Below are 13,533 nucleotides of genomic sequence, written 5' to 3' on the forward strand. Positions count from 1 at the left end.
CATTATGTTTCAAGAAAATGTCATCAAAAATACATCTTTTAGCAGTCAGTTTGTTATACAGTAGTCGCCAACCTAGTTGGGAATCCCCTGAGTCTGGCTTAAAAATAACCAAAAGCCTGTACTACTATACCTCCGCTTAATTGTCATCAACTCGAATTGCAGATGGATTCAAGTTATCCATCTGCAAATTCCTTTTAAATTCAACAACTGTAAGTAGCAATGTCAGAACAATCGGATTTTCTCTCTAACCTCTCTGACTTTCTCTATCCCCGTAGTTGCTATCATGGTCAGTTCAAGCCAGAGTATTTAGTATTCAATGCTAATCTGCAAGAATTTTCCCAACGGGTGAGTTATATTACCCACCTGCAAACTAACGGTAAACTTTCACCTCAAGAAGCTTACCATGAAATCAAAAACCTGTGGAAACAGTTAAAAGCAGCTAAAAAGCAACTGGAAATTAACTCTACAAATGATGTTTCTGGTTCTTAGTGTTGGAGGAGGTAGGGGATTGGGGATTGGGATTTTTATTCAGCACTTTCAAGTCAGCCCAAACTCTAATTTTGCTGAAAGAGCGATCGCCTGAGATGATGCCAAATTAACCCTGCTACAATTAATCCTAAACCGACTTGCCAGATAGCAGACTCTACCCAAAAAGCTAGGAATAAACAAGATAACAACCCTATCCAACCAATCCACACCGGATATAGGCGTTCAGATGCAGGGAGTTTTAAAGCCGCAAAGTTGGTGATGGCGTAGTAAATTAAGACGCTAAAGGCACTAAAAGACCAGGTTGTTTTGACATTGCCTAATAATACAAGAAAGGCGATCGCTACCCCAACAACTATCACCGCCCAGTAAGGTGCTGTTTGGCCTTGATTCAGCCGGGCTAGAAATTTGGGGGCATCTGTACGTCTACCCATTGCCAGTAATACGCGTGATAAGCCCAAAATTAAATTTAACAATACTCCTAACATAGCTGCGATCGCACCAATAGCCAAAACGAAAGCCGCACCAGCACCGCCGACACTACGGGCGACAACTTCCAAAGGTGCAGCTTTTGTCTGCCCTGTAGCATCAGCTAAAGTATCTGCACCTACAGCCCCAATACCTACAGTTGCCACTGTTATGTACAGCAACATAGTCAGTACCAAGCAGACAATCATGGCTTTGGGGATAGTTTCTCTCGGAGAACGTGCTTCTTCCCCCATAGTTGCAATCCGGCCATAGCCTGTGTAAGCTACAAACATCAAAGCACTGGCATGAAGTACATCACCCCAAGAACTACTGAAAAAAGGTGTTAAATTATCTACGCCTTGCCCAACAGCATGAGGCAAACAAATCAGAATAAAAAAGCTCAAAGACAGCAACGTTACCGACACAATGACGATGTTAGCTAGATTCGAGCGTTTAATACCACTCAAGACAACTAAAGTCATAATTATGACAGCTAAGACAGCGAGAGGAATCACCCAAGTAGAACTCCCACCCCAGAGATTTAGCAAGTAACCGGCAAAACCCAAAGCAGCCGTCGCCGCCGAAGCTGTCTTAGCAACTAAAAACATCCACCCGGCGGTGAAACCAAAAGCCGGAGTGAGATACTTATAACCATATTCATAAGTGCCGCCACTAACTGGGTGATTAGCTGCCAGTTGGGCGCTGTTAAGTCCATTACAGATAGCCACTACTGCCCCAATCGCTACCGCCAAAATTACCGCCGAGCCAGCAATGCCAGCCGCAATCCCAATACTGACAAATACACCCGTACCGACAATCGAACCCAACCCCATGAGTGTCGCACCAAAAACCCCTAACTCTCGTTTCAGTTGGGGTGGTGAATTGCTGACGGACATTTGAAATATCTCCCTCTTGTAGATGATGAAGATGTAGCTTTCACTTTGAGGATACCATGACAGTTTTGAAAACCTCGTGAGCCTTCCCTTTCCTAGCTCTGCCTCACCCTCTCTCCTACGAAGAAAAGGGAAAAAGTAGAAACGTTAAATGCAACGTCTCCACTTTGTGTTTCTATAAATCAGGACTAAGCTTCGACTTTGACACCTCGCCAAAAAGCAACATAGCCCTCAATATTCTTAGCTTTTTCCTTGGTGCTGGGATAGTACCAAGCAGCATCTTTGTTGACTTGTCCATCAACAGCAATGCTGTAGTAACTGGCAACACCTTTCCACGGGCAAGTAGTGTGAGTATCACTCTCTTGGAAATATTGCTTGTTAATTGCGTCGGGGGGGAAATAATGGTTGCCTTCCACAACAACGGTTTGGTTGCTTTCAGCTACAACAGCCCCATTCCAAATAGCTTTCGCCATAAGTGCGTTTGTTAATAAAGTTTACACATATTATTATGATTTGTAATGCCAGCTTTCTGCTACCAATTAAATCTTAGATTGACCTTGTTCAAATTGATCAATGGCTTCAATATCATCGGAAATCTGGACACATTGTTCTAATAAAGCAATATTTAATTCCGGCAATAATTCACTTACAGTAATCTGTTCGTAGCCGTAAGTATCTAAAAACCTAGATGGTGTTTCTTCCCGTAAATGGTAAAGTCTGACTTTATTAACTTGCCACACCCAAACCTCAGCAACTCCTAAACGACGATAAATTTCTAGCTTGTCAATGCTACCACTGGTAATGATGACTTCAATAGCTAAGTTTGGGATATTTTTCTTCTCACCAATAGAGTAGCATTCATCTGGTTCAACCCCAGCTTGCTTGAGTTGTTTCTTAATAGTAGAACTCCCCATCGGGCTAAATCGAATTCGCTTTAAATAGAGATAGCGTTCTATCAAAATAGCTAAACGTTTTTTCAGATTTTCATGTCTGATAGATGGGGACACAATCTCTAAAATTCCATCTAAGTAGGTAACACGGTAATGAGAGTTATCTTCCAGTTTGGCTAATAATGCTTCATACATTTGCCAGTTTAAGCCACTGGTGACAAATTTTTCCTCTGGGTCATCAATACTAGCTAGTTCTGGGTCGTTTAAGATGTCTTTCAGGCTGCTGACCATTGTTTTCTATCTCCTAGTCGGGTTTGGCTGGGTTACTGAGGTCATGCCTATACACAATTTTAGCTCAGAGATTGTCTTACGCAGAAGCTAGAATTGCAGCTCACGCAAAGGTACAGAGAAAAATCCATGACTTCCAGACGTGAGATTGTTACAATCATCCTGTTATCCTCGTAAATACTTACACAGAACGCCATCAGAAAAGCGATCGCTATGCTTCAGTATCCCAATCTCGAACAGGCGCTAAAATATCACTTCGGTTATGATCAGTTCCGGCCGGGACAACGGCAAATTATCGAAGATGCGCTGCAAAATCGGGATTTATTGGTGGTGATGCCTACAGGTGGCGGTAAGTCTTTGTGCTTTCAGTTACCTGCACTGATGAAGTCAGGACTAACTGTGGTGGTATCACCGTTAATTGCTTTGATGCAAGACCAAGTAGAAGCACTACGAAATAATAATATCTCGGCTACGTTTCTCAATAGTAGTTTGAATCCTTATCAGGTGCGATCGCGTGAAGATGCCATCCTCAACGGTAAGGTAAGATTACTCTACGTCGCTCCAGAACGTTTACTCAGTGAAAGGTTTCTGCCATTCCTCGATTTAGTACACGAAAAAATCGGCATATCTATTTTTGCTATCGATGAAGCCCATTGTGTTTCTGAGTGGGGACACGATTTTCGTCCAGAATATCGTCAGTTGAAATCTTTGCGGAAACGTTATCCTAATGTCCCGATGCTTGCCCTTACCGCCACCGCTACAGATCGCGTCCGGGCTGATATTATTCAACAATTAGGATTAAAGCAGCCTAGTATTCACATCGCTAGCTTTAATCGGCAAAATCTTTATTACGAAGTCCGTGCTAAAAGTAAACAGGCTTACGCGGAATTATTAGAATTAATTCGTGATACTGAAGGTTCAGTGATTATTTATTGTTTAACTCGCAAAAAAGTCGAAGAACTGACTTTTAAACTGCAAAATGATAAGATTGCTGTCTTACCTTATCATGCCGGATTACCTGATGCCGAACGTAGCCAAAATCAAACGCGATTTATTCGGGATGATGTGCGGGTAATGGTGGCGACTATCGCCTTTGGCATGGGAATTAATAAACCCGATGTGCGGTTAGTGGTTCACTTTGATATTCCCCGGAATTTAGAAAGTTACTATCAAGAATCAGGCAGGGCTGGTAGGGATGGCGAACCTTCAAGGTGTACAATCTTTTTCAGTTTTGCTGATATTAAAACTATTGAATGGAGTATAGAACAAAAAACCGAACCTCAAGAGCAATTGATTGCTCGGCAACAACTCCGGCAGATGATAGATTATGCTGAGGGGACAGATTGCCGCCGCACAATTCAACTGGGTTATTTTGGTGAACGTTTTGCTGGTAATTGTGGTAACTGTGATAATTGCCGCTATCCCAAACCTTTAGAAGATTGGACAATTGAAGCCATGAAGTTTTTATCTTGTGTGGCGCGATGTAAAGAAAGATTTGGGATGTTACACATTATTGATGTGTTACGCGGAGCAAAAAAAGAGAAGATTACTCAATACGAACATGATAAACTTTCTACCTACGGCATAGGTAAAGATAGAAGTGTAGATGAGTGGCGAATGTTGGGGCGATCGCTTTTACATCAAGGTTTACTAGAACAAACTAGCGATGGCTATTCTGTTCTCAAATTAAATGCTTTGAGTTGGGAAGTTATGCGCCGCCAACGCCAAGTCTTATTATCTGTTCCTGTGGCGCAGAAGGTGCGGTTAGTAGAAGATCACCCCAAAGCAGAAATAGCAGAAGCATTGTTGCATAGACTGCGATCGCTACGTAAACAATTAGCTGATGAACAGTCTGTACCGCCTTACGTAGTCTTTCATGATTCTACTTTAAAACTGATGGCTCAAGTCCAGCCGAAAAACCTGGCTGAGTTCGGTAAACTTTCTGGTGTAGGTAGCCACAAACTCGCCCAATACGGGGAAAAGTTTCTGTCAGAAATTCGCGCCTACCGTCAAGAACAAAGTTCAACAGATAAACCTGTGAATTCTACACCCTCACTCAGCTTAGTTTCTGGCTCTGAATTACAGACATTACAGTTACATCAACAAGGTTTAAATATTGCTCAAATAGCCCAAAAACGCAACCTGAGTCCATCTACCATTGCTAGTCACTTAGAAAAACTCATTGAAAAAAATCAGCCTGTAGATTTAAATCAATTAGTACCTCTAGAACACCAGCAAAAAATTTGGCAAGTTTTGGAAGTGCTGGGTGATATTGCTTTGACACCAATTAAAGAACAGTTAGGCGACAGTTATACCTTTAATGAGATTCGCCTAGTTCGGGAAAAGTGGCGGCGACAAAATCGTAAGTAGATTAGAAATACTCTTTTCTAGCCTCTAATCTCTAGAATCTAGATGGCGATGATGAGCGATCGCATCAATCAATAAAGCTCACTATTTGTTCAACTTATAGCTTTTTCTCAGTATTTAGGCGATGGGCTGCGCCGCACCGGAAGCGATCGCTGGCTACTTTGATCAAGAAACTACATCTACATAACTAGGGATACTAGCACCAGTATTTTGTGATTCCCTAGCAGGCTGTGATGATACAATACTTTTGGTTTTTGTAGCTAAAACTACAGACAGTACCTTTGGCAGTACAAGACAGACAGCAGTGTTTAACAGAGTCAAGAGGATAACATCCATCGAACTCATAGACCTACCCCTCTTTGCAAATTTTTGAATCAATCTTTATATTACTGTGAATTACAAATTGCATCAGGGATAACATATTTTATTTTTCTTCTAGTATCTATAAGCTTCATCTATATATATTTTTGTTAAGCATTCATATAGTGGGCTTTGGCTACCAAGACCTAGATATAGCAGGTGACAGGTGACAGGTGACAGGTGATACAGCAGATTCGATATTTATGAGGTACAGCAAATAATTGAAAAGTAATGAGTAATAAGTAAATTTTTTACTCATTACTCATTACTCATTACTCATTACTCGTTTACGGGGCTACGGTATAAGTTTAGAAAACGGTGGCTTTACGCATCACGACTCGGAAATTATGCAGAGACTATAACCCTAAAATAGTCCATCAATTCGCAGAACATTTAGAACAGAAATGAGGGCTGAATTTACAAAACTCATTGCCCGTTAATGGGTAAGTCGTGCAGTATGGAAAACTGGTAATTCCTCTGCCTGTTTGTCGCAACTTTGCACCCTTGGGTAATCTGTAATGCCGTTTACTTTTAGGAGGGGACAGAATCAATGATAAAAGCTTGGGTAATCCCAAACAGGCAACAACATTGATCAGCGTTAGCAAGAAAGCGTCTAGTAAAGCTATGGGTAATCACCCCCAGGCAATAATTAGGTGGACACTATTGATACTTGCAAATGGGATTTAGCAGTCAGAATTCCAGCGTCAGACCTATTACCAGTATCGGAAAATTATTTCAATTATGAGTTGCTCAACGATACCAAACGCCGAGCAATCATCAGTTCCGACTTCTGTGTTCTGAATTCCTCTCTCAAAACCATTGATTTTGGTTTATATAAATTAACTTTAGCATAAGTGTAGATCAATCTAAATGTTAAAGTTGCGAAACTGACTACAAAGTGAATGATGTAGATATAGGGAAGCGATATTGTAGCGTAATAAGCAGAATCAATTTAGACATAGCCAATTTTGAAGTTGAGGTGATATGTGATGGTAACTATCCAACCAGGATCTTCTCTTTTAGCCAATATTAGTAAGCAAGAAAGTCTATCAATCCAGCGTTTGGTAGATTACACCAATGTCGAGTCACTACCAGAAATTTGGCCTTTGGCAGCTAAACAATTTGGTGACATTGTGGCACTGCACAACCCCCACGCTCAACCAGAGGTAAAAATTACTTATACTCAGCTAGCAGCAAAAATTCAGCAATTTGCGGCTGGTTTACAAGCCTTGGGAGTGCAAGCAGGCGATCGCATCTCCTTAATAGCAGATAATAGTCCACGCTGGTTTATTGCCGATCAAGGCATCATTACCGCCGGGGGAGTAGACGCAGTACGGAGTTCCCAAGCTGAACGGGAAGAATTACTGTATATTGTGGCTCATAGCGGTAGTACAGCCTTAGTAGTGGAAGATTTAAAGACTTTACACAAACTCCGGGAACGTCTCAACGACTTACCAATTAACTTTGTAGTCTTACTTTCCGAAGAAGCACCACCCGCCGCAGAAACTTTGAGAATCTTAAACTATGAGCAATTACTAGAACTGGGTGCTAATCATAAATTAGTCAAAGTCAAGCTAGCTGCTGACAACCTAGCCACCTTGATTTACACCTCCGGGACTACAGGTAAACCCAAGGGAGTGATGCTATCCCACAGCAACTTGTTGCACCAAGTCAAAACCTTGGGAACAGTGGTACAACCCCAACCAGGGGATATGGTTCTGAGTATTCTTCCCACTTGGCACAGCTACGAACGCAGTGGTGAGTATTTCTTACTTTCCCAAGGTTGTACCCAGGTTTACACTAATTTACGTTCCGTTAAAAAAGATTTAAAAGACTTTAAACCCAATTTCATGATTGCCGTTCCCCGACTGTGGGAATCGATTTATGAAGGTGTGCAGAAGCAATTTCGCGAACAACCCGCCAAAAAGCAACGCCTCATCTATTCCTTACTGGGTGCGAGTGAGAGATACATCAAAGCCAAGAGAATTGCTCAAGGCTTAAGTTTAGATCATCTCCATGTCTCATCTATGGGACGTTTAGGGGCAAGAATCATAGCATCGGCTTTATTTCCCCTCCACGCCCTAGGAGAACGCCTAGTTTATGGTAAAGTCCGGGAAGCTACGGGGGGACGGATCAAGCAAGTAATTAGCGGTGGCGGTGCCTTACCCCGACACATAGATAACTTCTTTGAAATTATTGGCGTAGAAATTTTACAAGGATACGGTTTAACAGAAACTTCTCCCGTAACTAACGCCCGTCGTCCCTGGCACAATTTACGCGGTTCATCCGGACAACCAATACCCGGTACAGAAGTTAAAATCGTAGATCCTGAGACTCGCCAGCCTTTAGCAGCAGGCAAACGAGGCTTGGTGTTATTGCGAGGGCCGCAAGTCATGCAAGGCTATTATCAAAATCCCGAAGCCACAGCCAAAGTCATTGACGCTGAAGGGTGGTTTAATAGCGGTGACTTGGGGTGGATTACACCATATAATGACCTAGTGCTGACAGGCAGGGCAAAAGATACCATTGTCTTAACCAATGGGGAAAATATCGAGCCGCAGCCCATCGAGGATGCCTGCTTGCGATCGCCCTACATTGACCAGATTATGCTAGTTGGACAAGATCAACGCTGTATCGGCGCTTTAATTGTCCCCAACCTAGAAGCTTTGGAAAAATGGGCTGAGGCTCAAAATCGCACTTTAATTACAGAGGATAATAATTTAACCTCTTCATCAGGTGAAACAATTACCCTGGAGAGTAAAATGATCCAGGATTTATTCCGGCAAGAATTGAATCGGGAAGTGCAGAACCGTCCAGGTTATCGCCCAGATGACCGTGTTGGGCCGTTTAGACTGATTCTAGAGCCGTTTTCCATTGAAAATGGCTTAATGACACAAACGCTGAAAATCCGGCGACACGTTGTCATGGAACGCTACCACGATCTCATTGCCGCCATGTTTGCCTAATAATTCCACACTACAAACTATAGAGTGAACGCGAAACTTTTATGACTGATGTCTCCAATCCTCAATTGCTTTTAAAGCGCGTCGTTAACGTCAAAGTTATTGTCACCCCCCTCTGGAAAGAGGAAGTACAACAACAACTGCAAGCACAGATCAACCAACTTGATCAGCAATTGCAACAGTTGGACATGGAAGGACAAAGAGCGATCGCAGCTGTACAAAAGCAAAGTCTCCAGCCACCAGGACCCCAAACCCTCCAACAAATCGATAACATCCAACTGCAAGTCAATCAAAAGAAAAGTGAATTCCTAGAGCAGAAAAACCAAATGCTGCAAAACCTCCAGCAAGTACAATTGCTTGAGTTGGATCAAGAAGTCAATCAATTCCAAATGGAAGGTTTTTTCCGTGTGGAGCGGGGCGATAATTTAATAAGCAAAATGCAAGTTGAAATCGTTCTCCGTGATGGAGTTGTCGAAGACATTCGTGGCGATATTTAAATAAATCAGTGTGAGCGCGTTCCTAATTTTTAATTGGGAATTTTGAATTTTCGTCAAGGGTAGGATTTCCAGTTCGACCTGGAATTTGGGAACCTACCCAAACAATTTGCCAGATTGGCGGTGAACTAACTAAAAGCGATCGCCCAAAAACAGACATCTCCAGACGATATTTAATCACCTCAGATGAATTACCCTGCTTTTGAATTACCGTCACTAAAACTTGATTCGGTTGCGGATAGATAACCTCCACCTGGCGATCGCCCTTAGTTGAAGTCAAATCATCTAAAACATTCATCGCCAGCGTTTGCGGGTCGGTACCTTGTAGAGGGTAGTTGATCTTTTCTAAAGGTATAGTTTGATATTTGGCACGTTCTGGGTGTTCTACAACTTGTTGAGAATGTTGAACTACTGATAATTGTTGTGGTTGCACGTTAGTAGTATCGTCAACAATCAATAATGGTGTCTGGTGTTGAGTCATATAAAAACCAACACTTACAGTAGTAAAGATACTCAGTATCAGAATTAAAAACAATTTCAGCTTTACTGGCATAAAACTAAACAGGTATTTTCAATTGCCCAGGGACTGGGGACTGGGGACTGGGGATTGGGAACTGGGGATTGGGCAGATGAATTCAAAATTCAATATCTTCTGTTCCTCTGTTTGCCTCCCCTAAACTCCTACACACCCCTATCCCCCACTCCCCATTCCCTACTCCCTATTCCCTACTTTCATGGTTTGATTGTGTAGACTTACTTAATTTGAAGTTTAAGGACTAATTACCCTTTATCATCTCCCTTACGAAAGCTTCTAATTTCCGATAATTAGTGATCAGCGATACAAATCTATATGAAAATTGCATCGGACTTGTGAAAAACTCAATGGTATGGAAGCATAGACCCCAAGGTTAGCTGGAGGTTCCAAGAGTTTGCCAGATAAGGGAGAGCAAAGGAACCAGAGGAGAGATTTTCTTTCCCAATCCCCAATCCCCAGTCCCCAATCCCCAATCCCCAATCCCTAACCTAAAATAGAAAAACTCAACCATAAAACCCTCTTGCCAAGATACAATTCGATCTGGCAAAAGCTGATAAAGTCCATAAACCCATTGATTCTAGAACCACCATATGAGCATTCACGAAATATTCATGCCGGCGCTTAGTTCCACCATGACTGAAGGCAAAATTGTCTCCTGGGTAAAATCGCCAGGCGACAAAGTGGAAAAAGGCGAAACAGTGGTGGTTGTCGAGTCAGATAAGGCAGATATGGATGTGGAATCCTTCTATGAGGGATATCTGGCACATATCGTAGTACAAGCCGGTGACAGTGCGCCTGTGGGGGCTGCGATCGCTTATGTTGCAGAAACTGAAGCCGAAATCGAAGCCGCCAAATCTATGGGGAACTCCGGCGGTGCAGTAGCGACTCCTACCTCTGCACCTGAACCAGTTGCAGTTGCAGCCTCAGTAGGAACACCTACCCTAGCATCTCAAAATGGGTCTAACCACAAAGAAGGCAGACTCGTAGCTTCACCAAGGGCCCGCAAATTAGCCAAAGACCTCAAAGTTGATTTGACCTCTCTTAAAGGTAGCGGCCCCTACGGTCGGATTGTCGCTGAGGATGTGGAAGCAGCTACAGGTAAAACTTCTACCCCGCCTGCTCCCATTACTGCCGTCCCAAGCATTACCCCAGTTAAACCAGCTGCACCAACACCCGCACCAGCACCCGCAGCAACTGTCCCCGGTCAAATCGCCCCATTCAATACTCTACAAAATGCCGTCATTCGGAATATGGTCGCTAGCCTAGCAGTACCAGAATTCCGTGTTAGTTACACAATCACCACTGATGGCTTAGACAAACTTTACAAACAAATTAAATCCAAGGGCGTAACAATGACAGCCCTACTGGCAAAAGCCGTAGCGGTGGCATTACAAAAACATCCACTTTTAAATGCTAGCTATTCTGATCAAGGTGTAGTTTACCACTCCGACATTAATATTGCCGTAGCCGTAGCTATGGATGATGGTGGTTTAATTACACCCGTATTAAAAAATGCCGACCAAGTAGACATTTACTCACTCTCACGCAATTGGAAATCTCTTGTAGAGCGCGCTAGAGCTAAACAACTGCAACCCGACGAGTACAACAGTGGTACTTTTACCCTGTCTAACTTGGGGATGTTTGGCGTAGATACATTTGATGCGATTCTACCACCAGGACAAGGTTCGATTTTAGCGATCGGTGCAGCCCGTCCCCAAGTTGTCGCCAGCCCAGACGGTTTGTTTGGTGTGCGTCAACAAATGCAGGTAAATATCACCTGTGACCACCGGATTATTTACGGCGCACACGCTGCGGCGTTTTTACAAGATTTGGCTAAGTTGATTGAGACTGATGCCCAATCTTTAACACTTTAATTGGCATCCGGTTGAGTTAACCATAATTTGGATCAATAAAACCCCGGTTTCTTGAAGAAATCGGGGTTCTATATTTGTAATGCAAGATGATAGCATTAGCATCTCTTCAAGAAAAACCTCGTCGGTGCGCCTTGGCTTTAGAATATTTTGTGGCTAATAGCGAAAGTCAGATATATCTGAACTGTAATCATACTGAGCTATTTGCTAAACAACAGCATGGTACTCAAAATCAATCAAACCCCTACTTTTCCAGCATCTTTTGCTAGTATCCGGATGAATTCATAAGAAATTATTAAAATTTTACGGCGGAATTTGTGGTGATTGTGTAGCAAAAATTATGATTTTGCAAAGTTCCAGTAATGGTACTAGCATAGAAAAAAAATTGTGGTTAGATTAATAACACCACAAAGTAGCGATTGTTGAGCTATGAATCGTTTTTCTGGGAACATTACAAATATTCGTGCGTACAGTTTGGAACAAAATCACCTGGCTCAAATGTGTGGTTCCAAACAGTTATTTCGCGATCGCTATGTCATCTTACGCATTATAGGTAGAGGTGGTTTTGGTATCACTTTTTTGGCGCAAGATGCGGTATTACCCGGAAATCCCTTGTGTGTGATTAAACAACTGTGTCCCAAAGTTACTAGCCCTAGAAGTTGGCAAAGCGCCTGTCAAAGATTTGAAAAGGAAGCTAAAACTTTAGCTAAACTCGGTAGTCATTCTCAAATTCCCATGCTGCTAGACTACTTTGAAGGCAATGGGGAATTATATTTAGTGCAAGAATACATCCGGGGTTGGACTTTAGCGCGAGAAGTCAGACGTAATGGGATAAAAACAGAAGCCGAAGCCAAGCAGTTTTTGCGGGAATTACTACCCGTTTTGCAATATCTTTATCAAAATCAAGTTATCCACCGAGATATTAAACCCCTGAACTTATTGCGCTGTGTAGATGATCAGCGCATAGTGTTGATAGATTTTGGTGCAGTTAAGGAAAACCTAACTGATGTTGGTGCAACCTCACTCAATCACAACATCAATACAAATTTTGTGGGGACAATGGGATTTGCACCACCAGAACAATTTTCTCTACGTCCAGTGTATGCCAGTGATATTTATGCCCTGGGGATGACTTGTATTTATTTATTAACTGGCAAAGGGCCATTAGAAATGGAACATGACAGCCAGACTGGTGAAGTGTGCTGGTATAACTATGTCAATGTTAGCGACAGCTTTACACGCATTTTAAGCAAAATGGTAAAGATTTCCCTCAATGAACGCTTCCAAAAACCTAGTGATGTCATGAGGGCTTTGAACGCAGAAAATGATTTTCCCCATTTGGCACACTGTTTAGCCACCCAACCACTCAACATTCATCCCCCTGCACCAGTAGAAGCTACTGAGGAATATATATCACCCACAGCCAGAACTGCGATCGCTATCCGTCAATGGCAAGCTAAACTCAAAGCTAAACAGTCACATTTATCTTAAGACAGGGGGCAGGAGGCAAATCTTCAGTAGTGGCGTGGCGTGGCAAGGCTAAAATAGTGTATTAGATATAGGTTGGGTTTCGCCTTGCTCAACCCAACCTACAAATTTTTTGCATCATTTTAGTTGTGTCACGCCACTACATTTATTTAGTGCATAAATCCTTTTACCTGATCCTCTAGCCCCTAGACTCTACACCACGGCATTTTCCTGCGGAATATTCTATAATCAAGAGAATAATTAACGAGGTAGAGAGAAATCCATTCAGGAACGTGCTTTTACTTTGTCTCCTACCTCCTTTGCAAATGGCTCTCCTAGTTTTCCATGATTCAGGAAAACTAACTAGCATTTACCAAGATTTACCATCATCAAACCCCACATCCCAACTCAGTGTTATCTACTATAAATACATGAGAGCCACTCTTCATTA

The 13,533-nt window shown here is 42.4% G+C and carries 12 protein-coding genes; 7 read left to right on the top strand and 5 right to left on the bottom strand.

The window, feature by feature from the left end; genetic code table 11:
- Positions 1-219: 219 nt before the first annotated feature.
- The gene (locus NOS7524_RS02665; RefSeq protein WP_015136921.1) at positions 220-489 is read left to right on the top strand and encodes a DUF7219 family protein; all 270 of its coding nucleotides are present in this window, start codon (positions 220-222) and stop codon (positions 487-489) included.
- A 65-nt stretch (positions 490-554) separates the two neighbouring features.
- On the opposite strand, the gene NOS7524_RS02670 is transcribed toward NOS7524_RS02665, so the two are convergent.
- The 3 genes from NOS7524_RS02670 to NOS7524_RS02680 form a co-directional block, all read right to left on the bottom strand.
- The gene (locus NOS7524_RS02670; protein WP_015136922.1) at positions 555-1,850 is read right to left on the bottom strand and encodes an APC family permease; all 1,296 of its coding nucleotides are present in this window, start codon (positions 1,848-1,850) and stop codon (positions 555-557) included.
- Between the two features lie 185 nt (positions 1,851-2,035).
- Positions 2,036-2,320, bottom strand: coding sequence for a DUF427 domain-containing protein (locus tag NOS7524_RS02675; RefSeq protein ID WP_015136923.1), 285 nt, complete (start codon positions 2,318-2,320; stop codon positions 2,036-2,038).
- 66 nt (positions 2,321-2,386) lie between these two features.
- The gene (locus NOS7524_RS02680; protein ID WP_015136924.1) at positions 2,387-3,028 is read right to left on the bottom strand and encodes a Uma2 family endonuclease; all 642 of its coding nucleotides are present in this window, start codon (positions 3,026-3,028) and stop codon (positions 2,387-2,389) included.
- A 210-nt stretch (positions 3,029-3,238) separates the two neighbouring features.
- Between NOS7524_RS02680 and recQ the strand changes: the two genes are divergently transcribed.
- On the top strand, positions 3,239-5,395 hold the full coding sequence (recQ, locus tag NOS7524_RS02685) for a DNA helicase RecQ (protein ID WP_015136925.1): 2,157 nt from the start codon (positions 3,239-3,241) through the stop codon (positions 5,393-5,395).
- 162 nt (positions 5,396-5,557) lie between these two features.
- On the opposite strand, the gene NOS7524_RS02690 is transcribed toward recQ, so the two are convergent.
- Entirely contained in the window at positions 5,558-5,737 is a 180-nt protein-coding gene (locus tag NOS7524_RS02690; protein ID WP_015136926.1) for a hypothetical protein, read from the bottom strand.
- A 668-nt stretch (positions 5,738-6,405) separates the two neighbouring features.
- Between NOS7524_RS02690 and NOS7524_RS02695 the strand changes: the two genes are divergently transcribed.
- The 3 genes from NOS7524_RS02695 (at position 6,406) to NOS7524_RS02705 (ending at position 9,212) form a co-directional block, all read left to right on the top strand.
- Positions 6,406-6,606, top strand: a complete 201-nt coding sequence (locus NOS7524_RS02695) for a hypothetical protein (protein ID WP_041555098.1) — start codon at positions 6,406-6,408, stop codon at positions 6,604-6,606.
- Positions 6,607-6,741: 135 nt separating this feature from the next.
- Positions 6,742-8,718, top strand: a complete 1,977-nt coding sequence (locus tag NOS7524_RS02700; protein ID WP_015136927.1) for an AMP-dependent synthetase/ligase — start codon at positions 6,742-6,744, stop codon at positions 8,716-8,718.
- 41 nt (positions 8,719-8,759) lie between these two features.
- On the top strand, positions 8,760-9,212 hold the full coding sequence (locus NOS7524_RS02705; RefSeq protein WP_015136928.1) for a YlqD family protein: 453 nt from the start codon (positions 8,760-8,762) through the stop codon (positions 9,210-9,212).
- Between the two features lie 22 nt (positions 9,213-9,234).
- On the opposite strand, the gene NOS7524_RS02710 is transcribed toward NOS7524_RS02705, so the two are convergent.
- Positions 9,235-9,762, bottom strand: a complete 528-nt coding sequence (locus tag NOS7524_RS02710) for a hypothetical protein (protein ID WP_015136929.1) — start codon at positions 9,760-9,762, stop codon at positions 9,235-9,237.
- Positions 9,763-10,334: 572 nt separating this feature from the next.
- Between NOS7524_RS02710 and NOS7524_RS02715 the strand changes: the two genes are divergently transcribed.
- Both NOS7524_RS02715 and NOS7524_RS02720 read left to right on the top strand, forming a co-directional pair.
- Positions 10,335-11,618, top strand: coding sequence for a dihydrolipoamide acetyltransferase family protein (locus tag NOS7524_RS02715; protein WP_015136930.1), 1,284 nt, complete (start codon positions 10,335-10,337; stop codon positions 11,616-11,618).
- Between the two features lie 426 nt (positions 11,619-12,044).
- Entirely contained in the window at positions 12,045-13,106 is a 1,062-nt protein-coding gene (locus tag NOS7524_RS02720) for a serine/threonine-protein kinase (protein WP_015136931.1), read from the top strand.
- Positions 13,107-13,533: the final 427 nt, after the last annotated feature.

Source organism: Nostoc sp. PCC 7524 (assembly GCF_000316645.1).
Classification (GTDB): Bacteria; Cyanobacteriota; Cyanobacteriia; order Cyanobacteriales; family Nostocaceae; genus Trichormus.